Annotated in this window: 19 protein-coding genes; 4 read left to right on the top strand and 15 right to left on the bottom strand. The window is 62.1% G+C overall.

Features of this window, described 5'->3' with window-relative positions; all coding sequences use genetic code 11:
* Positions 1–61: 61 nt before the first annotated feature.
* The 6 genes from H0485_RS13855 to H0485_RS13830 all read right to left on the bottom strand — a co-directional run bounded on the left by H0485_RS13855 (position 62) and on the right by H0485_RS13830 (position 7,216).
* Positions 62–1,231, bottom strand: coding sequence for an iron-containing alcohol dehydrogenase (locus tag H0485_RS13855; protein WP_226936521.1), 1,170 nt, complete (start codon positions 1,229–1,231; stop codon positions 62–64).
* 3 nt (positions 1,232–1,234) lie between these two features.
* Complete coding sequence (locus H0485_RS13850) at positions 1,235–2,617, bottom strand: aldehyde dehydrogenase family protein (protein ID WP_226936520.1); 1,383 nt, start codon at positions 2,615–2,617, stop codon at positions 1,235–1,237.
* 79 nt (positions 2,618–2,696) lie between these two features.
* Positions 2,697–4,064 (bottom strand): glutamine synthetase family protein, encoded by a 1,368-nt coding sequence (locus H0485_RS13845; protein WP_226936519.1) that lies wholly within the window; start codon positions 4,062–4,064, stop codon positions 2,697–2,699.
* Positions 4,065–4,272: 208 nt separating this feature from the next.
* Positions 4,273–5,316, bottom strand: coding sequence for a TRAP transporter substrate-binding protein (locus tag H0485_RS13840; RefSeq protein WP_226936517.1), 1,044 nt, complete (start codon positions 5,314–5,316; stop codon positions 4,273–4,275).
* Positions 5,317–5,363: 47 nt separating this feature from the next.
* A complete protein-coding gene (locus tag H0485_RS13835) occupies positions 5,364–6,710 on the bottom strand; it encodes a TRAP transporter large permease (RefSeq protein WP_226936516.1) in 1,347 nt (448 codons plus the stop codon).
* Positions 6,710–7,216, bottom strand: coding sequence for a TRAP transporter small permease subunit (locus H0485_RS13830; RefSeq protein ID WP_226936514.1), 507 nt, complete (start codon positions 7,214–7,216; stop codon positions 6,710–6,712). Before H0485_RS13830 ends, H0485_RS13835 begins: the two co-directional genes overlap by 1 nt.
* Positions 7,217–7,413: 197 nt before the next feature.
* On the opposite strand from H0485_RS13830, the gene H0485_RS13825 reads away from it, so the two are divergent.
* Positions 7,414–8,277 carry a MurR/RpiR family transcriptional regulator gene (locus H0485_RS13825; protein WP_226936512.1) on the top strand — a complete coding sequence of 288 codons (864 nt, stop codon included), beginning with the start codon at positions 7,414–7,416 and terminating at the stop codon, positions 8,275–8,277.
* A 118-nt stretch (positions 8,278–8,395) separates the two neighbouring features.
* On the opposite strand, the gene H0485_RS13820 is transcribed toward H0485_RS13825, so the two are convergent.
* The 8 genes from H0485_RS13820 to H0485_RS13785 form a co-directional block, all read right to left on the bottom strand.
* Positions 8,396–9,322: a 2-hydroxyacid dehydrogenase gene (locus H0485_RS13820; protein WP_226936510.1), complete on the bottom strand. Its 927-nt coding sequence runs from the start codon at positions 9,320–9,322 to the stop codon at positions 8,396–8,398.
* Between the two features lie 56 nt (positions 9,323–9,378).
* The gene (gene rodA, locus H0485_RS13815; protein WP_226936509.1) at positions 9,379–10,518 is read right to left on the bottom strand and encodes a rod shape-determining protein RodA; all 1,140 of its coding nucleotides are present in this window, start codon (positions 10,516–10,518) and stop codon (positions 9,379–9,381) included.
* Positions 10,519–10,527: 9 nt separating this feature from the next.
* A complete protein-coding gene (gene mrdA / locus H0485_RS13810) occupies positions 10,528–12,474 on the bottom strand; it encodes a penicillin-binding protein 2 (RefSeq protein WP_226936507.1) in 1,947 nt (648 codons plus the stop codon).
* A gap of 16 nt (positions 12,475–12,490) precedes the next feature.
* Positions 12,491–13,030, bottom strand: coding sequence for a rod shape-determining protein MreD (locus H0485_RS13805; protein WP_226936505.1), 540 nt, complete (start codon positions 13,028–13,030; stop codon positions 12,491–12,493).
* Positions 13,027–14,031 (bottom strand): rod shape-determining protein MreC, encoded by a 1,005-nt coding sequence (mreC, locus tag H0485_RS13800; protein WP_226936503.1) that lies wholly within the window; start codon positions 14,029–14,031, stop codon positions 13,027–13,029. The genes H0485_RS13805 and mreC overlap by 4 nt, the downstream gene beginning before the upstream one ends.
* Before the next feature lie 46 nt (positions 14,032–14,077).
* Positions 14,078–15,115, bottom strand: a complete 1,038-nt coding sequence (locus H0485_RS13795; protein ID WP_226936501.1) for a rod shape-determining protein — start codon at positions 15,113–15,115, stop codon at positions 14,078–14,080.
* Positions 15,116–15,446: 331 nt separating this feature from the next.
* Positions 15,447–17,024 (bottom strand): 2-isopropylmalate synthase, encoded by a 1,578-nt coding sequence (locus tag H0485_RS13790; RefSeq protein WP_226936499.1) that lies wholly within the window; start codon positions 17,022–17,024, stop codon positions 15,447–15,449.
* A 540-nt stretch (positions 17,025–17,564) separates the two neighbouring features.
* Positions 17,565–18,983 carry an MORN repeat-containing protein gene (locus tag H0485_RS13785; RefSeq protein ID WP_226936497.1) on the bottom strand — a complete coding sequence of 473 codons (1,419 nt, stop codon included), beginning with the start codon at positions 18,981–18,983 and terminating at the stop codon, positions 17,565–17,567.
* Positions 18,984–19,139: 156 nt separating this feature from the next.
* Here H0485_RS13785 and H0485_RS13780 point away from each other — a divergent pair, with 156 nt between their 5' ends.
* Together H0485_RS13780 and H0485_RS13775 are read left to right on the top strand one after the other, a co-directional pair.
* Entirely contained in the window at positions 19,140–20,804 is a 1,665-nt protein-coding gene (locus H0485_RS13780) for an NAD+ synthase (protein WP_226936495.1), read from the top strand.
* A complete protein-coding gene (locus H0485_RS13775; protein WP_226936493.1) occupies positions 20,801–21,127 on the top strand; it encodes a YnfA family protein in 327 nt (108 codons plus the stop codon). Before H0485_RS13780 ends, H0485_RS13775 begins: the two co-directional genes overlap by 4 nt.
* Before the next feature lie 28 nt (positions 21,128–21,155).
* Here the strand turns inward: H0485_RS13775 and H0485_RS13770 are convergent, their stop codons facing one another.
* Positions 21,156–21,449 (bottom strand): I78 family peptidase inhibitor, encoded by a 294-nt coding sequence (locus H0485_RS13770; protein WP_226936491.1) that lies wholly within the window; start codon positions 21,447–21,449, stop codon positions 21,156–21,158.
* Between the two features lie 273 nt (positions 21,450–21,722).
* On the opposite strand from H0485_RS13770, the gene H0485_RS13765 reads away from it, so the two are divergent.
* Positions 21,723–22,853, top strand: coding sequence for an S-(hydroxymethyl)glutathione dehydrogenase/class III alcohol dehydrogenase (locus H0485_RS13765; protein ID WP_226934110.1), 1,131 nt, complete (start codon positions 21,723–21,725; stop codon positions 22,851–22,853).
* The last annotated feature ends 4 nt before the right edge of the window (positions 22,854–22,857 follow it).

Below are 22,857 nucleotides of genomic sequence, written 5' to 3'. Positions count from 1 at the left end.
TCATTTCTGCATGAAAAACCCGGGCCGACCGCAGTCAGCCCGGGCGAGTCAGAGACCTTGCTTACATGCAGGCGTTGTAGAGCGCACGGGTATTCTCGCGCGTCATTTCCACCGGATTGCCGCCGCAGGACGGATCCTCCAGTGCCATTTCGGTCATCTCGTCCAGGCGCGAGGCCTCAACCCCCATGGCAGTCAGGTTTTCCGGGATGTTCAGGGCTGCGCGCAGCTCCATGATCCAGGCGCGGAAACCGTCAAAGCCGTTCAGCCCCAGATAGGCGGCAGCGGCATTGATGCGCTCTTCGATGGCGGCCCGGTTGAAGTCGAGCACCATCGGCATCACAACCGCATTGGTGGTGCCATGATGGGTGCCGTAAATCGCGCCCACCGGATGCGACAGCGAATGGATCGCGCCGAGGCCCTTCTGGAAAGCCACGGCCCCCATGGCTGCGGCGGCCATCATATGACCGCGTGCCACCAGGTTGCCCGGCTCATTATAGACGGTAACCAGGTTTTCCTTCACCAGCCGCAGGCCCTCAAGGGCAATGCCCTGGCTCATCGGGTGATAGATCGGCGAGGAATAGGCCTCGAGGCAATGTGCCAGCGCATCCATGCCGGTACCGGCGGTGATGAAGCGCGGCATGCCGACGGTCAGCGCCGGATCGCAGATCGTCACGCCGGGCAACAGTTTCGGATGGAAGATGATCTTCTTCTTATGGCTGGCCAGATTGGTCAGAACCCCGGCGCGTCCGACTTCTGAGCCGGTGCCGGCGGTGGTCGGCACCGCGAGGATCGGGGCGATCTTGTCTGCATCGGCGCGGGTGTACCAGTCGTCGATATCTTCAAGATCCCAGACCGACAGCTCGGGGCGCTGATGTGCCATCAGGGCAATCATCTTGCCCAGATCCAGCGCCGAGCCGCCGCCGAACAGGATCACGCCATCATGGCCACCGGCTTTGTAAACCGCGATGCCATCGGCCATGTTTTTGTCGTTCGGGTTCGGATCCACTTCCGAAAACACCGCACGGCCAAGGCCGGCCGCCTCGAGCGTGTCGAGAGCTGCGGCGGTGATCGGCAGCGCAGCCAGCGCCTTATCGGTCACCAGCAGCGGCTTTTTCATGCCCAGCGAAGCGGCATGTTCAGCCAGTTCCAGGATCCGGCCGACGCCGAATTTGATCGCGGTCGGATAGGACCAGTTGCGGTCAGGAACGCCCTGTTTGTCAATCGCGGACATGGGTCAGACTTTCTTCAGGTGGTAGGATTTCGGGCGGGTTACCGAATGGAACCCGAGATAAGAGAGCGAGCCGCCCCGGCCGGTGTCTTTGCAGCCGGTCCAGCAGAGCGCGGGGTCGAGATAATCGGCGCGGTTCATGAAGACGGTGCCGGTTTCGATCTGATCGCCGATGGCGGCGGCAGTGTCATAATCCCCGGTCCAGACCGAGGCGGTCAGGCCGTAGGCGCTGTCATTCATCAGGCGCAAAGCCTCTTCATCCGAAGAGACTTTCATAATGCCGACAACCGGGCCAAAGCTTTCTTCGGTCATCACCGACATCGAGTGATCGACATCGATCAGGATCTGCGGTGCCAGATAGGCGCCACCGTCATCTGCCGGGAACAGGGCTGGGTCGATCAGGGCTTTTGCGCCTTTGGCCAGGGCCTCGGCGATCTGCCCGCGCACCACTTTGGCAAAGCGCACATTGGCCATCGGGCCGAGGGTGGTGGCAGCCTCATTCGGATTGCCCAGCGTCAGCCCCTTCACCCAGGCGACGGATTTCTCAACGAATTCATCGAAGAGCGATTCATGGACATAGATCCGCTCGATGCCGCAGCAGCACTGCCCCGAGTTGAACATCGCCCCGTCCATCAGCGTGTCGACCGCGGCATCAACATTGGCGTCGGCCCGGACATAGCCCGGATCCTTGCCGCCCAGCTCCAGCCCCAGCGGGGTGAAGGTCCCGGCGGCGGCGCGCTCGATCGCTTTGCCGCCGGTCACCGAACCGGTGAAATTGACAAAATCGAACTGGCGCTCTGCGATCAGCTTTTCGGTGGTGGCATGATCAAGCACCACATTCTGGAACACATCCGCCGGAATGCCTGCCGCATGGAAGGCCTCGGCCAGCCGGTCTCCGGCCAGCAGGGTCTGGCTGGCATGTTTCAGCACGATCACATTGCCCGCGATCAGCCCTGGGATGATGGTATTGATCGCAGTCAGGAACGGATAGTTCCAGGGTGCGATAACGAAGATCACGCCAAGCGCCTCACGCGCGAGGTAGCGGCGGAATTTATCGCTGTCCTCAACCACTTTCGGGGCGAGGGTCTCTTCGGCGATCGAGGCCATGTAATCGGCCCGGGCATTGACGCCGCCAAATTCACCGGCCCCGAATTTGACCGGACGGCCCATCTGTGCCGCCAGTTCCGGCACGATCTGGTCCTTCATTCCGGTCAGTTTCGCGACACCGGCTTTGACCAGAGCAATGCGCTCGGCCAGCGGGCGGGCGGCCCAGGCTTTCTGGGCGACACGGGCACGGGCGACGGCGGCTTCAGCCTCCGCCAGGGGCAGCGGCTGGCGCTCGGTATAGACCGAGCCATCAACCGGCGAGATAAGCTGGATGGATTTCATGGGGCACCCAAGAACAGGAGAGGGAAGGGGCAGGGGCATGAAACCCCTGCCTGTCAGATTGTGATGTGCCGGACCGCGATCAGGCGCGTTCGAGCAGGCGTTGCAGTTCGAAATCGGTCACCACGCGGTCGGTCTCCGAAATTTCCCACTGCGCGGCATGGTGATAGTGATCGACCACCTCATCGCCGAGGGTCCGGCGCAGCATCGACGAGCCCTTCAGCGCCGCTGCGGCATCGCGCAGGTTCTTCGGGATTTCGCGCAGATTGGGGCGGCTGTAGAGATCGCCGCGGGCTTCCGGTTCCAGCTCCAGCTTGCGCTCGATCCCGTCCAGACCGGCGGCCAGCAAAGCCGCACAGGCGAGATAGGGGTTCACATCCGAGCCGGGGATGCGGCATTCGATCCGCACGGCCTTGCTATGCGCGCCGCAGACCCGGAAGCCGGCGGTGCGGTTATCGCCCGACCAGACGATCTTGGTCGGCGCAAACAGGCCGACGCAGAAGCGCTTGTAGCTGTTAACATAGGGGGCGAAGAATACGGTCATTTCTTCGGCTGCCGCGAGCTGACCGGCGACGAAATGCTCCATCAGCTTTGACATGCCAAGATGGCCGTCTTTGTCGTAAAATGCCGGTTTGCCGTCGAGGCTCCAGAGCGACTGATGCACATGCGCGGCCGAACCGGCTTTGGAAGTGTCATATTTGGCCATGAAGGTGACGGATTTGCCTTCGGACCAGGCAATCTCTTTCACCGCCTGTTTGATGATCGTGTGATTATCGGCGGTGTCGAGCGCATCTGAATAGCGGTAGTTCACCTCGGCCTGGCCGGCATCGGCCTCGCCTTTGGTGTTTTCGACCGGGATACCGGCGCCAAAGAGATGGTTGCGGATCTTGCGCATCACCCCTTCTTCGCGGCTGGTCTGGAAGATATGGTAATCCTCATTATAGGCGGCGGCGGGACGCAGAGTGCCCAGCCCGTCGTCACGCAGGGATTCATACGAGTTCTCAAACAGGTAGAATTCCAGCTCGGAGGCCATCATCGCCTCGAGCCCCATATCGCGGGCGCGGGCGATCTGGCGTTTGAGAATGGCGCGCGGCGAGACGGCGATCTCTTCATGGGTGTCATGATCGAGCAGGTCGCAGATCACCATGGCGGTAGCGGGCAGCCAGGGCAGGCGGCGCAGGGTCGAGAGATCGGGCTTCATGACGTAATCGCCATAGCCCTTCTCCCAGCTCGAGCTGGCGTAACCGGGGACGGTGTTCATCTCCATATCGATGGCCAGCAGATAATTGCAGCAATGGGTCTCATCGCCGCCGCCGTTCAGGAAAAAACCGGCGTGGAAACGTTTGCCCATCAGGCGGCCCTGCATATCCGGGGCGACCACCAGAACGGTGTCGATCTCGCCGGATTCATAGGCTTTTTTCAGGGTGTCGAGGGTAAGATTGGCGGGCATATTGGCCTCATAAGTTCAGTAAAGAGAAGAGCTTGCAGGGAGAGAGGTTAAAACCCGCCACCCCCACCACCGAACTCGGGCTTTCTTGGCCAGCAATCGGTTGCGATCTGAAGTCTCTTCACGTCCCTGGTCCTTTCCCGCAGGTTTCGCGGGATCTTTGCTGTGATAGTCCGGGCAGGGGCGCGGGCTGCGCCCCTGCCGCTCTGCATCAGCTGTAACGATATGGGCGGCCGGCTTTGGCCATCACATCATTATACTTTTTGAAGATTTCGACGACTTTGGCCTTGGTCTCGGATTCGGCCGCGATCTCATCCCAGAAGTCGCGCGCCTTGCCCTCAACCGTGGCCCATTCATCATCCGGGATCGAGGTCAGCTCGAGCTTCGGCCCGTTGACGCGCAGATCTGCCTCGCCGCCCCAGTACCACCACTGGCGGTAATAATGCGACTGCTCGAAGCAGACTTCCATCAGTGCCTTCAGGTGATCGGGCACTTCATTCCAGCGGTCCTGATTGGCGAAGAAATGGCCGATCCAGGCGCCGGAAATATTGTTGGTCAGGAAGTATTTGGTCACATCGGCCCAGCCGACGGTGTAATCCTCGGTGATGCCCGACCAGGCGATGCCGTCCAGCTCGCCGGTTTGCAGCGCGACCTGAATATCCTCCCAGGGCAGTTGCACCGGCACCACGCCGAACTGGGCGAGGAAGCGGCCGGCGGTTGGGAAGGTGAAGACGCGCTTGCCCTCAAGATCCTTCAGCGAGCGGACCGGGTCCTTGGTGGCGAAATGGCAGGGATCCCAGGCCCCGGCCGAAATATGCTTCACGCCGACCTTGGCATATTCCTCTTCCCAGATCTGTTTCAGGCCATATTGGTTAAACAGCACCGGCACATCGAGCGAATAGCGCGAGGCGAAGGGGAAATATCCACCAAAAACAGTGACCTCTGTCGGCGACTGCATCGAGTCGTCATCCGATTGCACCGCGTCGATCGTGCCGTTCTGCATGGCGCGGAACAGCTCGGAGGTCGGCACCAGCTGGTCGGCGAAATAGAGTTCAATCTCCATCTGCCCGGCGGCGATTTTGTTGAATTTCTCAATCGCGGGTTTGGTCACATGCTCGCCAAGCGCGGCCCCGGCATAGGTCTGCAGGCGCCATTTGATCGGAGCAGCCTGGGCGCGCACGGCGGGGGCGGCAAGCGCGGCAGCCCCGGCGGCAAGGGCGCCCGTGGTCAGGAAACTGCGTCTGTTCGTGGTCATAATTACCTCCAATGCTGTTTGGGTCGATGCGCCGGGTTCGTCCCGGTCTATTGTCCGTAGACCTGATGCGGCAGCCAGAGCGCGATATCAGGGAAGAGCATGATCACCGCGAGCGTCAGGATCATGATGGCCACAATCGGCGTGATCGAGCGGTAAATATCCGCCAGCGACACATGCTCGGGGGCCATGGCCCGCATCAGGAACAGGTTATAGCCGAAGGGCGGCGTAATATAGGCGACCTGGCAGGTGATCGTATACATGACGCCATACCAGATCAGCGCGTCCTGGGGCGGCATGCCAAGATCCAGTTTGGCCACCAGCGGAATATAGAGCGGTGCCACAATCACCAGCATCGCCGTGTCATCAAGGAACATCCCCATCACCAGGAACGAGACCTGCATCAGGATCAGAACACCCCAGGGGCCAAGCCCCAGATCCTCAAGGAACAGGTTCTCAATCGCCCGCACCGCGCCAAGCCCGTCAAAGACCGCGCCAAAAGCCATGGCTGCCAGCAGGATCCACATGAACATACAGGTGATGCCAAGGGTATTGGTCACACAGGTCTCCCAGACCTGTCTGGTCAGCCGGCCTTTGACCAGCGCCAGCAGGGTGGCAATCCCGGCGCCGATCACCGAGCTTTCGACGAGGCTGACATAGCCCAGCACGAAAGGCCCCATCATGGCGCCGAAGATCACCACCGGCAGGATACCGGCGCGCAGCAGGCGCAGACGCTCGCCCCAGCTGACCGAAGCGCGCTCCTCCGGGCTCAGCGCCGGGCCGAGGGCCGGGTTGATGCCGCAGCGGATCACCACATAAAGGATGAAGAACCCCGCCATCAGCAGCCCGGGGAAGACCCCGGCCAGCCAGACCTGGCCCACCGGCTGGCGTGCGATCATCGAATAGAGCACCAGCACGATTGAGGGCGGCACCAGAATGCCCAGCGACGAGCCGCCCTGGATGATGCCGGTGACCATCCTCTTGTCATAGCCACGTTTCAGCAGCTCGGGCAAAGCGATGGTGGCGCCAATGGCAAGGCCGGCGACCGAAAGGCCGTTCATCGCCGAGATCAGCACCATCAGCAGGATGGTCCCGATGGCCAGACCGCCGGGGATCGGGCCGAACCAGACGTGGAACATCTTGTAAAGATCATCAGCCAGCCGGGTTTCCGACATGACATAGCCCATCCAGACGAACATCGGCAGCGTCAGGATCGGATACCAGTTCATCAGCTTGATCGAGGTGGTGAAGGCGATGTCATAGCCGCCCCGGTCCCCCCAGAGGGCCACAGCCGCAATCACCGCGACAAAGCCAATGCCCGAGAAGACCCGCGCCCCGGTCAGCAGCAAAGCCATCATGCCTGCGAACATGGCGAGGGCAATAAATTCGTATCCCATCAGATCCTTACCCCACGCAAAGTCGCGATATCGCGGATGAGGAAGGCAAAGCTCTGCAAGATCATCAGGAAGACGCCCGAGCAGATCACGATCTTGATCGGCGCCATATAGGGCCGCCAGACGGTGCGTGAGCGCTCGCCAACCTCAAAGGCGTAAATTGTGCTTTCAATACCGCCCCAGAGCACCACGCCTAGGAAGATGATCAGCGCGAAAATGCTGATGCAGTCGACGAGGGCGCGCTTTTTTTCGGACCAGCGGCCATAGAGCAGATCCATGCGCACATTGGCGCCGAGGATCAGTGAATAGGCACCGCCGAGTACAAAATAGGCGACCATGGTGAACTGGGCCATTTCCTGGGTCCAGAGCGCGGGGGTGAAAAAGGCCTTGGAGACGACCGACCAGAGCAAAATCGCCGCCAGCACGAAGAGCAGGTACATGGCGATCCGGCCGATGCGGATATTCACCGCTTCAATGATGCGGACATAGGCAACGAGGAATTGGGGCAATGTCAGCTCCCGCGCAGGCGGGCAGCGCCGCAGCCGGGATGGGCAGCAAAGTCCATGAGTGAATCGGGCTCCCTGTTTTTCTTTCAGGCTTCACTTCTGCGCTGCTTCTGTCAAGAATATTCCAGAGCAAAGATTTTTGTTACAAATGTTTCTGCAAGGCGGCGCGGCCGCGTGAAGGGCAGGCGATGGAGCAGCGGGTGACGATAGAAGAGCGGATGCGGGCCGGGCTTGGGGATCTGACGCGGGCCGAGCGGCAGGCGGCAACGCATATCCTGTCGCATTTTCCGATGTCGGCTCTGGGCTCGGTCGGAACCCTGGCGCGGGCCGCGGATGTTTCCGCCCCGACCATCGTGCGGCTGGTGCAGAAACTGGGCTTCACGGGCTGGTCTGATTATCAGAGCGCTTTGCGCCATGAGGTTGAGCGCTTGCTGGTGGCGCCTTTATCCGCGCGCAGCGAGAGTCCGCGCGAGGCGGCCGAGCATCCGCTGCAGGCCTATGCCGCCCAGGTGGTGCAGAATATCGAGGCCACGATTGGCCTGATCCCGGCCGGAAGCTTCGATGAGGTGGCGCTGATCCTCGCCGATCCGCAGCGACGGGTGGCGGTGATGGGCGGGCGGCTGACCCATGCTCTGGCCGATTATATGGCGACGCTTCTGCGGGTGATCCGCCCCGATGTCAGCTGGATTGCCGACCATCTGACCGACTGGCAGCAGGCTTTGCTGGATTTGTGCGAAGGCGATGTCGTGGTGCTGTTCGACATCCGCCGCTATGAGACCAATGCGGTGCAGTTTGCCGAATTCGCGGCAGCTCAGGGCGCGGAAGTGGTGCTGATCACCGACCGCTGGCTCTCGCCCGCCGCCAGCTCGGCCCGCCATGTTCTGCCCTGCCATATTGAAATGCCCGCCGCCTGGGACAGTACCGCCACGCTGCTGGTGCTGGTTGAGGCTTTGCTGGCGCGGGTGCAGAGCCATCTGCCAGGCCAGGTGCAGGAGCGGCTGAACCGGCTGGAAGACTGTTTCGCCCGCACCCGGCTGTTTCGCGCCCCGAAAATGGGGCACTGACAGCAAAAGCGCGGGGCCCAACCCCCGCAAACCCCGGGATATTTAACGGACAGATGAAAAGGCGGTTTTCATCTGTCCTGAAATATCCGCGCCGGAGGCTCCGGCACAGCCGGGTCTTTTAATAGCCGCGCAGGCGGTCGACGAGATTGAGCAGAGGCTCGCCCGCTTCGGCCCGGCGCAGGTTTTCCGCCAGCACCAGCGAAGCGCTCGCCGGTCTGGTATCGGCGGCGATATGCGGGGTGACGGTCACATTCGGATGGGCCCAGTAGGGGTGGTCGGCGGGCAGCGGCTCAACCCGGAACACATCCAGCGTCGCATGGCCGATCTGGCCGCTGTCGAGCGCGGCGAGCAAAGCCTCGTCGTCAATCAGCGGCCCGCGACCGGGGTTGATCACCGCCGCGCCGCGCTTTGCCCGGGCGAGGCTGGTGGCATTGAGGATATTCTCGGTCCCCGGGGTTTTCGGCAGCAAAGTGACGATGATATCCGCCCCTTCCAGTGTCAGGCCGAGGCCTGCGTCGCCGTGATAGCTTTCCAGCCCGGCGATCTGTTTCGGGCTGCGGCTCCAGCCTTTCACCCGGAAATTCAGCGATTGCAGCTGGCGCGCACAGGCCAGACCCAGCTCGCCGAGGCCAAGCATCGCCACCACACGCTCGCGCGCCAGCGGCGGCGGCCGGTGGTCCCAGCCGGGCTCGCTGCGGGTGATATGGGCGTCGAGGCCCAGATGGGCGCGCAAAGCATGGGCGGTCACATATTCGACCATGCTTTCCGACAGGCCCGGATCAACCATGCGGCACAGAGGCTGGGTCAGGCTCTGATTGCCGATAATCTTCTCGACCCCGGCCCAGAGCGAGAAGACCGCTTTTGCCCGGCTGAAGGGGGCGAAATCCTGCAAAGGCCCGTTCGGGGCGTAAAGGATGTAATCAACATCCTCGGGCCGTTCGGCTGTGGTCTGGATTTCGGCATCAATTCCGGCGGCTTTCAAAGCGGCGGGCAGATGCGGCTCATAGGCGGCCCATTCGGGCGAGGCGAAATAAATCAGTGTCATAGCGCAGAGGTTGCGCGAGCCGGGCGGGCGAGGTCAAGCGCGATCGCAAAACGCCTTCAGCGCGGGCGATGCACATGCGCGCTTTGCATCAGACCAAAGCCGATCAGGATCACCAGCATGGCCGAACCGCCGTAAGACATCAGCGGCAAAGGCACGCCGACCACGGGGGCCATGCCCATCACCATCGAGAGATTGACGGCGATATAGAAGAAGAAATTCGAGACCACGCCGATGATCAGCAGCGAGGAGAAGCGGTCCTTATTCTGCAGCGCCGAGACCATGCAGAAACCGATCACCAGCGCATAGAGGATCAGCAGCGAGAAAGCCCCGACAAAGCCGAATTCCTCGGCCAGGGTCGAGAAGATAAAATCGGTCTGTTTCTCGGGCAGATAGTTCAGCCGGCTCTGCGTACCCTGCATGAAACCCTTGCCCGACCAGCCGCCCGAGCCAAGCGCGATCTTGGCCTGGATGATATTATAGCCCGCGCCCAGGGGATCGGCCGAGGGGTCAAGGAAAGTGTCGATGCGGCGGAACTGATAATCATGCAAAAGCTGCCATTCGGTGCCCCGGCTCTGGAAAATTGCGGCGATCACCCCGACCACGCCGCCGATGACCACGGCAAAATACCAGTAGCTGACGCCGGCTGCGAACATCATCGCTCCGCCCGCCATCAGCAGCATCAGCGAAGTGCCGAGATTGGGCTGCATCAGCACCAGAACGGTGGGGGCGGCGGTCAGGAAGACCGGGATCAGCACCCAGAGCGGGCGCGAGACCTTGCGGATATCGAGCCAGTCGTAATAGGCGGCCAGCATCAGCACCAGGCTGAATTTCATCATCTCAGAGGGTTGCAGCCGCAATGGGCCTAAATCGATCCAGCGCTGCGCCCCCATGCCGACCACGCCGTAGAGATCGACGATGATCAGCAGGATGAAGGAGGCGATATAGGCCACCCCCGCCATCGAGCGCCAGAACCAGACCGGCACCATGGCAACCAAGAACATCAGGATCAGCCCGGCAACAAAGACCTGGGCCTGACGCTTGGCCCAGAGATCAAAATCACCCCCGGCCACCGACCAGAGCATCAGAATGCCGACCGAGGCCACAGCGCTGATCAGCACCACCACCGGCCAGTTCAGATAGAGAATTTTGCGAAACCCGGTCGGAACCTGTTTCAGGCGGTTTTCAAAGAATGCCATGCCTGCTCCTCAGACCCGGTCGCTGTCGCTGAGCATGCCGGTTTCGGGATCGCGCAGCGGCAGCTCTTCGAGCATGGTCGAAATCCGGCCGCGCTGATCCTGCGGATAGGCGGCAAGCGGCGGGCGCCCGCCGCCCAGGGCGGCGAGAATTACATCGCGGGCAATCGGCGCCGCTGTGGTCGAGCCGCCGCTGCCATGCTCCACCACCACCGAGATCGCATAGCGCGGATTGTCATAGGGCGCATAGCCGACGTAAAGCGCGTGGTCGCGCCGGTTCCAGGGCAGCTGGCTGTTCGAGATCACGCCCGAGGCGCGCTCGGCGGCGGTGATATTGCGCACCTGGCTGGTGCCGGTTTTTCCGGCCAGAACCATGGTCGGATCGACGATCCGGTTCGAGCGGGCGGTGCCGCCCGGCGCATTGACCACATCCCACATGCCCTGGCGCATCCCCTGCAGGTGGCGCGGCTCCAGCCCCAGCGGCTCGGCTTCGGGCACCGGCAGCTCCTTGCCATCAATCATCCGCACCAGGCGCGGCCGGACCGCCTTGCCCGAGGCAATGCGCGCTGTCATCACCGCCAGCTGCAGCGGTGAGGCCAGAACATAGCCCTGGCCGATCGAGGCGTTGATCGTATCGCCGATGCGCCAGTCCTGAGCATGGCGCGCCTGTTTCCAGGCCCGGTCCGGCATGATCCCCTCGGTGATGGCCGACATTTCGAGATCATGGCGGATGCCAAGGCCGAGGCGGCGGCCCATCTCGGCCATCTTATCAATGCCGACCTTCTGGGCGATGTCATAATAGAAAACGTCGCAGCTTTTCTCGAGGCTTTTCGTCAGCCCGACCCGGCCATGCCCGCCACGCGAATGGCAGTGGAAGCGGCGCCCGCCAAATTCCAGATAGCCCGGGCAATGCACCGTATAGCCCATATCAATCACCCCGGCCTCGAGCGCGGCGAGGGCGGTGACCATTTTAAAGGTCGAGCCGGGGGGATAGGCGCCGGACACCGCCTTATTGGCCAGGGGCCGGTGATCATTGCCGGTCAGCATCGCATAATCGGTATGCGAGATGCCGCGCACGAAAAGATTGGGGTTGAAGGAAGGCGCCGAAGCGCAGCAGAGCAGATCACCATTGGTGACATCCATCACCACCACGGCGGCGGATTCCTCGCCAAGCCGCGCCTGGGCGAAGTTCTGCAGATCGGCATCCATGGTCAGGCGGATATCGCTGCCGGGCGTGCCCTCTTTGCGCTCAAGCTCACGCATCACCCGGCCAACCGAATTGACCTCAATACGCCGGGTGCCGGCATGGCCGCGCAGGGTTTCCTCCATCCAGCGTTCCGAGCCGATTTTGCCGATCTGGAATTTCGGCAGGCGCAGCACCGGATCAGGATTGACCTGTTCTTCCAGGTCTTTTTTCGACACCGCGCCGACATAGCCGACGATATGGGCGAAATCATAGCCCAAGGGATAGATCCGTGACAGGCCGACCTCGGGCACCACGCCGGGCAGGGCCGGGGCATTGATGCCGACTTTTGAGAAATCCTGCCAGGAGAGGCGGTCCTTGACGATCACCGGCACGAAGGGCGAGTTGCGCATAGATTCATCAAGCGTGGACTGCAGCTCTTCGGCGGTCATCGGGATCAGGCCCGAGAGGCGGTTCAGCACCAGGGCGACATCGCCCGCATCCTCGCGGGTGATCACCACCCGGTAATTCTGCTCATTTCCGGCGATCAGCTTACCATTGCGGTCCTGGATCAGGCCGCGGGTGGGCGGGATCAGCCGGACGTTGACGCGGTTTTCCTCGGCAAGCAGGCGGAATTCCTCGGCCTGGTCGATCTGCAGATAGCGCATGCGGATGCCGAGGGCGGCGACCATTGCCCCCATGGCTCCGGTCAGCAAAAGGCCGCGCCGGGTGATGCTGCGGCTGCTTTCCTCGGTGTCTTTCTGGGTGCGTCTCATCTTGCAACCCTCCGCATCACAATTTGCGTCCCTGATGATCGACTTCGCCGGTCGCGGGCTTTTTCAGATCAAAAGCCAGCCGCGACAACAGGACAATCACCGGGTAAGCCAGAATTGACCACAATACCTGGACCACCGAAAAGCCGAAGGGCGGCACATCCATCAGTGCCAGCGTAAAGGCAAGCCGCCAGGCCAGCAACATTGCGATCATCAGGCCCGAGGCCAGCAGCCATTCCACGGCAAAGCTGAGCTCGCGCGTCAGGGCAATGCGGGCGCGCAGAAATTCGCTGGACAGCACCACCAGCGCGGTCCAGAGCCCGGGCGGGCGCATCAGCAGCAGATCCTCGGTCAGCACCACCGCAAGGATCAGCCCGACCGGCAGAAAATCCGGCCGGCGCATCATCCAGGCAAGGGTGAGGCAGAGCAGGATATCGGGGCCTGGGAAGGTGCCCGGCTCGGCGCCGAGCGGCAGCAGCCGGATGAACAGAAGCAGGAAAGCGATGCTCAGATACAGCAGCCGGTAGCCCCAGGGATCGGCGCGCAGCCAGGCGCTCATCCCCCGTCTCCCGTGCCCTCGGCCGGGGCATCGCCGCTTTCATTCGCGCCCGAGCCGGCCTCGGATACCTCGCCATTGCCGCGCACCGGCTGGCTGGCGGCCTCGGCCTCGGCATCGACGCTGGCCACCGGGACCGAGGGCAGGGGCGGGGCTATCAGCCCGCCGGGATCAAGGATCGGCTCCAGCTCATGGCTGCGCAGCACGCGCAGAAACTCAAGGCGGCGGGAATCGGCGGCCAGCACCACGCGCAGGCGCCGGTCTGAGCCCATGGCGACCTGGCCCACCAGCAGCCCGGCCGGGAAGACCCCGCCATCGCCCGAGGTGATAACCCGGTCGCCGGGGCGGACCTCTTCGGTGGATTCGATGAAATCGAGCAGCGGCAGCGAGGAATTATCGCCCGAGAGCAGAGCATTCTGCCCCGAGGGCTGGATGGTGACCGGAATGCGCGATGAGCTGTCGGTGACAAGGATCACCCGGCTGGTGCGGTGGCCAAGGCCCGAGATCCGCCCGACAAGGCCGATGCCGTCCATCGTCGCCCAGCCGTCGCGGATCCCGTCGCGCGCGCCGACATTCAACAGCACCGATTGCCGGAAGGGGCTGCCGCTGTCGGCCAGCACCACGCCGGTGACATGGGTCAGTTTCGGATCAAGCCGCACCTGGTTCAGATCGAGCAGCCGGGCATTTTTCTGCTCCAGCTGCAGAGCCGCTTCTTTCCAGGCCTTCATCTGCTGCAGCTCGCGCTTCAGCTCCTGGTTTTGCTCATAGATCCGGGTATAGGAGCGGAAATTCTCAATCATCCCCATGCTGCGGGTGACCGGCACCAGGGCCCATTCCAGATTGGGCACCACCGCATCGATCAGCGCGGCGCGGAAACGCTCGACGCGCGGGCTGTCGATGCGCCAGAGTACGAACAGAGCCAGCAGCAGAACGGTGAGAAGCCCGATCAGCAAACGTCTGATCGGGCGGGAATATTCCTCTGGTCCGCTGCGGGTTCTGCTCAAAATCGCCTCGGGTCTGAGTGATCGGTAAAGCGCGCGCTGCGGCGGCTCAGCTGTCGTAATCGATCACATGGCGCAGTTGCTTTTCATATTCCAGCGCTTTGCCGGTGCCGAGAGCAACACAATTCAGCGATTCATTGGCCACCGAGATCGGCAGGCCGGTCTGTTCGCGCAACGACAGGTCGAGATCGCCAAGCAGCGCGCCGCCGCCGGTCAGCATGACGCCGCGGTCGACAATATCGGCCGCCAGATCGGGCGGGGTCGCCTCGAGCGCCTGCATCACCGCATCGCAGATCTGCTGCACCGGCTCTGCCAGCGCCTCGGCCACCTGGGCCTGGCTGATTTCGGTCTCTTTCGGCACGCCGTTGAGCAGGTCGCGGCCCCGGATGGTCATGACAGCGCCACGGCCATCATCGGGCATGCGCGCGGTGCCGATCGAGGTTTTGATACGTTCTGCGGTGGATTCACCGATCAGCAGATTCTGATGGCGACGCAGATAAGAGACGATGGCCTCATCCATACGGTCACCGCCGACGCGGACCGAGCGGGCATAGACGATATCGCCCAGCGACAGGACCGCAACTTCGGTGGTGCCGCCACCGATATCGACCACCATCGAGCCGGTCGGCTCGGTGATCGGCATGCCGGCGCCAATGGCGGCGGCAATCGGCTCGGAGAGCAGGCCCGCCCGTTTTGCACCGGCCGAGATCACCGACTGACGGATGGCGCGCTTTTCCACCGGAGTGGCGCCATGCGGCACGCAGACGATGATTTTGACGCGGCTGAAGGCCGAGCGTTTCTGCACCTTGCGGATGAAATGTTTGATCATTTCCTCGGCGGCCTCAAAATCGGCGATCACACCGTCGCGCATCGGGCGGATGGCCTCAATCGAGCCCGGGGTCCGGCCCAGCATCAGCTTGGCATCCTCGCCAACGGCGAGCACCTGCTTTTTGCCATCCTTGATGTGATAGGCGACCACCGAAGGCTCGTTCAGCACGATCCCCTTGCCCCGGATATAAACCAGCGTATTCGCGGTGCCGAGGTCGATGGCCATATCCGATGAAAAGATGCCGGGGATAAACGACATGCGGGCAGCGTCCTTTGCTTTCCGGCCTTTGTTGTCAGCCCCCGCTCTCAGAGATGAGAGGGAATCAAGCCCGACCCGCGACTCAGCCGAAAAATCCTGCGGGCGTCTTCATATAAAGAGGGCAGAGTTTTTGTGAAACCCCGGCTGGCCAGGATCGGAACAAATCTGCGTGCATGTTGATTGCTGCAGATTTCACACATTGTGAAGCCTAAAACCCGGGGCCGCCCGCGGTTCTTTTGTCTGTGTGCAACTTTCGCACGGAAGGGTGGCCTAATAGCAGGCACGAAAAACGGGCGGGCTTCTAGCGCCCGCCCGTTTAAATCGCACCGCCTCAGGGGGCGTCGGTATAGGAGACTGACTTCAGATCATCGCCGGGCGCCGATTTGGTGCGGCGCACCACAAGGCGGTTCAGCCCGTTGATATAGGCTTTGACACTGGCGACGATAGTATCGGTATCGGCCGAAGTGCCGGTGACGATGCGGCCCTCTTCTTCCAGACGGACCGAAACTGTCGCCTGGGCATCGGTGCCCTGGGTGACAGCATGGACCTGATAGACCTGCAGCCGGGCCTGGTGCGGCCAGAGCTGTTTGACACAGTTGAACGCCGCATCAACCGGGCCATCGCCGGTGGCGTCGATATGGTGATCGACTCCGTCAATCGTCAGGATCATATCGGCTTCCTGGGGGCCGTCGGTGCCCGAGATCACCCGCAGCTTTTTCAGCACCAGGGTGTCATAGGCGTCATTGGTCTGCTCATCGGCAACCAGGGCGACCAGATCCTCGTCATAGACCTCTTTCTTGCGGTCGGCGAGCGCCTTGAACCGCACGAAAACGTCGTTCAGCTGATTATCGGCCAGATCAAAGCCCAGCTCTTTCAGTTTCGAGCGCAGAGCGGCGCGGCCCGAATGCTTGCCCATGACGATATTCTTGGCGGTCAGGCCGATATCCTCGGGGCGCATGATCTCAAAGGTCTCAACATTCTTCAGCACGCCATCCTGATGGATGCCGGATTCGTGCAGGAAGGCGTTCTTGCCGACGATGGCCTTGTTCGGCTGCACGACAAAGCCGGAAACGGTCGAGACCCGGCGCGACAGATGCATAATTTTGGTGGTGTCGATGCCGGTGCGGAAGGGCAGGATGTCATTGCGCACGCGCAGGGCCATCACCACTTCTTCCAGCGCGGTATTACCGGCGCGCTCGCCGAGGCCATTGATCGTGCATTCAATCTGGCGCGCCCCGGCCTCAACCGCAGCGAGGCTGTTCGCCGTCGCCATGCCGAGGTCATTATGGCAATGGGTGGCAAAGATAATCTCATCGGCGCCCGGAACCCGCTCCAGCAGCATCCTGATGATTTTCGCCGATTCCATCGGATAGGTATAGCCGACGGTATCGGGGATATTGATCGTGGTGGCCCCGGCCTTAATGGCGATCTCGACCACGCGGCAGAGGTAATCATGTTCGGTGCGGGTGGCATCCATCGGCGACCATTGCACATTGTCGCACAAATTGCGCGCATGGGTCACGGTCTGGTGAATGCGCTCGGCCATCTCATCCATGGTCAGGTTCGGAATGGCGCGGTGCAGAGGCGAGGTGCCGATAAAGGTATGAATGCGCGGCGATTTCGCGTGTTTCACCGCCTCCCAGGCGCGGTCGATATCTTTGAAATTGGCACGCGCCAGGCCGCAGATCGTTGAATTGACCGAGCGTTTCGAAATCTCGGAAACCGCGTTGAAATCGCCTTCCGAGGCGATGGGGAAACCGGCTTCGATCACATCCACGCCCATTTCATCGAGCAGGCTGGCAATCTCCAGCTTCTCATTATGGGTCATGGTCGCGCCGGGCGACTGCTCACCATCGCGCAGGGTGGTGTCAAAAATGAATACGCGATCCTGGCTGTCGTTCTGTGCCATAGGAATGTTCCTTCGTATCTTTTGGATCTCAGCTGTTCCAGGTTTTCCTGATTTCAGGGGCTGTTCCTGGTAGCGGGGGCCGGGCGCTGGTCACTCTGAGCGGTCGCGCCCGGGGGCACGCTCAGAGGAGGCTGAGAAGAAGAAGGCCAAAGGGAAGGGACGGGCAAAAGCCCGTGCGCGCTGCCGAAGTGATGTTCGAACCCCTGGTCATGCTGCAAGGGTTAGCGAAGCCCGCGGGCTAAGAAAAGCTGTTTTTGTCCCAAATGCAGGCGCGGGCTCGATTTTTTATCCCCCGGGCAGAGGCGGGCAGGCATGAGGGGGCCGCTTGCGGGGCAGGGCAGGGCGGGAAGAAAGGTCAGAACAGGCTCTGATTCTTACAGGATCTGCGCCCGGGTCGGGTCTGGGGCGCGATGCCGCGCGCGCCCTTGGGTGCTGCAGAGCCGGCCTCTGCCTTGCCCCGGGGGGCAGGGCCTGGCCTGAAAAGCAAAACGCGGGACCTTTCCGGCCCCGCGTGGCTGTTTTCAGCGCCCCTGGCCCCTGTCAGGGCTGGGTGAGGATGCCTTCCTGCCAGGTGCCCTCGGCCAGTTCGCCGGTCTTATAGGTCATTTTGCCCGGGCCATGGCGTTTGTCGTCCTGGAAGCTGCCCTCATAGACATCGCCCGAAGGATAGCTGGCGATGCCCTCGCCCTCACTCTGGTTGTCCTTCCAGTCGCCGGAATAGCGGTAGCCCTCGGGCGTGGTCAGCTCGCCTTTGCCTTCGCGTCTGTCGGCTTTGAAATCGCCGTTATAGCTGGTGCCATTGGCATAGGTGACACTGCCTTTGCCCTCGCGCAGCCCGGCTTTCCACTCGCCCTCATAGCGGTAGCCATCCGGCCGGGTCATCACGCCCTGGCCCTCGGGCTTCGCGCGCGCAAAGCTGCCCTCATAGACCTGGCCATTGGCATAGCTTGCCTTGCCCTGGCCATTGATCACCCCGTTCAGCCAGTTGCCCTGATAGGTCGAGCCATCGGGATAGGTGATCGCGCCCTGGCCGTTCGGCTGATCGCCTTTCATCGCCCCGACATAGACCGAACCATCCGGATAGGTGACGGAACCCGTCCCCTCCATCCGGCCCTCAACCCAGGAGCCCTCATATTTGAACCCGTCCTGGGTGGTGAACATGCCCTGTCCCTGGCGCTTATCGGCTTTGAAATCGCCCTCATAGACATCGCCCGAGGCATGGGTGGTCTTGCCCTTGCCCTCACGCTTGCCATTGGCAAAGCTGCCCTCATAGACATCGCCATTGGGCTGGGTCATTTTGCCGGTGCCGTTGATCTGGCCCTCAGACCATTCCCCGGTATAGATCAGCCCGTCGGGCATGGTCAGCTGGCCCTGGCCCGCGCGCTGATCGGCCTTCATCGCCCCCTCATAGAGCGAGCCATCGGCATAGGCGATTTTGCCGCTGCCTTCCTTGACGCCCTGAACCCAGTCCCCCTCGTAGCGGTAGCCGCCCTTATTTTGCAAAACGCCCTTGCCGTGGCGCTGGCCGTTCAGAAATGCCCCGGTATAGGTCGCATCATTGGGATAGGTGGCGACACCCTCGCCGGTCATCTTGCCCTGGAGCCAGATCCCCTCATAGGTGCCGCCATCGGCGAAAGTGATCCTGCCTTTGCCCTCGGGCTGGCCTTTGTCGAAAGCCCCTTCATAGACTGAGCCGTTCGGATAGCGCGCTTTGCCCTGGCCCCGGATCTCTCCATCCACCCAGTCACCGGAATATTCATATCCGTTGGGCAGTCGGTAGCTTCCCTGGCCATGCTGACGGCCGTTTCTGAAGGTGCCTTCATAAACAGAGCCGTTGTCATATTGCTTGGTAATGATCTCGCCTTCGGCCTGGGCAAGGCCCGGCAAGGCGAAGGGGCCGGACAGCGCCAGCGGAACGGCAAGTGTGACGGCGAGAATATGTGCCGGGAAAATGCGCATTGCGGGAGGTCTCCGGATTGGATTGTGGCGAAAGCCTATGCGCTGCGCGGGGTTGCTGTCCAGACGCCGCACCTCAGAGCTGCGTGAGGCCCTGCCTGCTCTTTCCTGCCAGGGCTGATCATGGCAAAAGCGGGGACAGGCAGATGAGGACAGGTGATGCGCGAGAGATTCCAGCTGTTGATGGTCCAGGCCAATCCCGTGACCGGCGATATCGCCGGCAATGCGGCAAAGGCCCGTGCCTTCCATGCCGAGGGCCGCGACAGGGGCGCCGATTTCGTTGTGCTGACCGAAATGTTCATCACCGGCTATCAGACCCAGGACCTGGTGCTGAAACCCGCCTTTCGCGATGAGGCTATTGCGGCGATCGGGGCGCTGGCGCGCGACTGCGCCGAGGGGCCGGCCCTGGGGATCGGTGGTCCGGTCTGGCAGGATGGCGCGCTGTATAACGGCTATTATATCCTTGAGGGCGGCCAGGTGCAGACCAGGGTGCTGAAACATCACCTGCCGAATGATGCGGTTTTCGATGAAAAGCGCCTGTTTGCCTCGGCCGATGTGACCGGGCCCTATGTGGTGAAGGGTGTCCGGATCGGCTCGCCGATCTGCGAGGACAGCTGGCACCCCGATGTCGCCGAGACGCTGCAAGAGACCGGGGCCGAGATCCTGATCGTGCCGAATGGCTCGCCCTATCACCGTGGCAAGCCCGATCTGCGGCTCAATATCATGGTGGCGCGGGTGATCGAGACCGGCCTGCCGCTGGTCTATCTCAATATGGTCGGCGGCCAGGATGATCAGGTGTTCGACGGCTCCTCTATGGTGCTGAACCGGGGCGGCAAACTGGCCGTGCAGCTGCCGCAGTTCGATGAGGTGACCGAAATGGTCAGCTTCACCCGCGGGCCAGAGGGCTGGCAGGCAGAGCGCGGCACCATCGCCGAAATCCCGCCGGTCTATGAGGCTGATTACCGGGCCTGCGTGCTGGCTCTGGGTGATTACATGCGCAAATCCGGGTTTAAAAAAGCATTGCTCGGCCTGTCGGGCGGCATCGACTCGGCGATTGTGGCGGCAATGGCTGCCGATGCGCTGGGGCCGGAGAATGTGCATTGCATCATGCTGCCCTCGGCCTATACCAGCCAGCATTCGCTGGAGGATGCCGCAGGCGTGGCACAGGCGCTGGGCTGCCGGCTTGACAGCATTTCGATCAGCGGCGCTCAGAGCGCGGTCGGAGAGGCCCTGTCGGATCTCTTCGCCGGGACCTCGCCCGATCTGACCGAAGAGAATATCCAGTCCCGCCTGCGCGGGGTGATGCTGATGGCAGTGTCGAATAAATTCGGCGCCATGCTGCTGACCACCGGTAATAAATCCGAGGTCGCGGTCGGCTATTGCACCATCTATGGCGATATGAACGGCGGCTATAATCCGATCAAGGATATGTATAAAACCCGGGTGTTCAAAACCGCGCGCTGGCGCAATGCGAACCACCGGCCCTGGATGAAAGGCCCGGCAGGCATGGTGATCCCCGAACGGGTGATCACCAAACCGCCTTCGGCCGAGCTGCGGCCCGATCAGAAAGATGAGGACAGCCTGCCGCCCTATGAGGAGCTCGATCAGATCCTGGAGGGGCTGATCGAGCAGGATCTCTCGGTCGCCGATCTGATGGCAAAGGGCTTTGAGCGCGAGACGGTGCAGAGGATCGCGCATCTGGTGGCGATCAGCGAATATAAGCGCTTCCAGTCGGCCCCGGGCACAAGGCTGACCCAGAAGGCCTTCTGGCTGGATCGTCGCTACCCGATCGCCAACCGCTGGCGCGACAGTTCCGGCGCGTGACGGCGGGGCTTTATCTCTTTGCGGCCCTGGCCGAGATCCTGGGCTGCTTCGCCTTCTGGGCCTGGTGGAAACAGGGGGCTTCGGCGCTCTGGCTGGTCCCAGGGGTGCTGGCACTGGCGGCTTTTGCCTCGGCGCTGGCACTGACACCGCCCGATCAGGCCGGGCGCTCTTTCGCGGCCTATGGCGGGGTCTATATCTGCGCCTCGCTTGGCTGGCTCTGGCTGGCCGAAGGCGAGATCCCCCGCGCCAGTGATCTGATCGGCGCGGGGCTGGCGCTGGCAGGCGCACTGGTCATTCTGAGCGGGGCGGTGCGGGCCGGCTGAACCGCCCCGCTGCCGGATCCGGCGCTTCTCAGCCGCAGGTCAGTTCGGTGATCCGGTTGCGCCCGTCCACTTTCACATTCAGGCGGCTGGGCGAGTAATCGGCCGAGGCAATGCCATTCGGCGTCAGGATCCGCATCGGCTCGGAGGAGGGGCGGGCGGGCAGGGTGCTGACCGGCTGACCGATCAGGCCATAAAGCTGATCCGCGCCACATTTTGACGGGTGATTGCTCATATCGGGAACAACCGTTGTGGTCTCGGTCTCGACACAGGCTGCAAGAGCCAGCGGCAGGGCAGCGATCAGGGCGATGGATTTAAGGGTCATAGAAAACCTCCGGAAATAAGACACTGCAGATAACGCCAGGCCCCGCTGGTCTGGTTCCATGCTGCGAAAAAATTACCGCAGTTCCGGCAATCGCCCGGCTGCGGGCCCTGTCATGGGGGAGCTGGGGTGAAATGGCATGTGCACCGGGCTGTCACCACCAGGATGCCAGGAGGCTCGGCTTTACACGGGGCTGTACTCCGGGCAGAGGTAAAGCGGATTGCTTTTGGGTCCGGCCTCAATCAGAAAAACCGGGAGCTTATCAGGAGATCCTCTATGCGCACCCGTGCCGCCGTGGCCGTTGCTGCCGGTAAACCGCTTGAAATTATGGAAGTGAACCTCGAAGGCCCGAAAAAGGGCGAGGTTCTGATTGAGATCAAAGCCACCGGCCTTTGCCATACCGATGAATTCACCCGCTCGGGTGCCGATCCGGAGGGGATTTTCCCCTGTATTCTGGGCCATGAGGGCGCAGGGGTGGTGATCGAGGTCGGCGAGGGGGTGACCACGCTGAAGCCGGGCGATCACGTCATCCCGCTCTATACCCCGGAATGCCGCGAATGCTATTCCTGCCTCTCGGGCAAGACCAATCTGTGCACCGCGATCCGCAATACCCAGGGCCAGGGCCTGATGCCCGATGGCACCACCCGCTTCTCGATGCTCGATGGCACGCCGATCTATCATTATATGGGCTGCTCGACCTTCGCCAATCACACCGTCATGCCCGAGATCGCGCTGGCCAAGGTCCGCGATGACGCGCCTTTCGATAAGATCTGCTATATCGGCTGCGGCGTCACCACCGGCATCGGCGCGGTGATCAATACCGCCGGGGTCGAGATCGGCTCGACGGCGGCGGTCTTTGGTCTGGGCGGCATCGGGCTGAACGTGATCCAGGGCCTGCGCATGGCCGGGGCCGATATGATCATCGGCGTCGATCTGAATGACGATAAGGCGGTGATGGCGAAGAAATTCGGCATGACGCATTTCGTCAATCCCTCGAAGATCGGGGGCTCGGTGGTGCAGGAAATCGTCAATCTGACCAAACGCGGCAATGATCATATCGGCGGGGTCGATTATTCGTTTGATGCGACCGGCAATGTCAAAGTGATGCGCGATGCGCTGGAATGCTCGCATCGTGGCTGGGGTGTCTCGGTGATCATCGGCGTGGCTCCGGCGGGGGCGGAGATCTCGACCCGTCCGTTCCAGCTGGTCACCGGCCGGCAGTGGAAAGGCACCGCTTTCGGCGGCGCCAAAGGCCGCCGCGATGTGCCGAAATTCGTCGACTGGTACATGGATGGCAAGATCGAGATCGATCCGATGATCACCCATCACCTGAAGCTCGAAGAGATCAACCATGGTTTCGATCTGATGCATGAGGGCAAATCGATCCGCGCCGTGGTCACCTTCTGAAGGG

This window comes from Pseudogemmobacter faecipullorum (assembly GCF_020539525.1).
Lineage (GTDB): Bacteria > Pseudomonadota > Alphaproteobacteria > Rhodobacterales > Rhodobacteraceae > Pseudogemmobacter > Pseudogemmobacter faecipullorum.
Note: the sequence above shows the minus strand (reverse complement) of the source record. Positions and strands in the feature narration are given on the sequence as shown.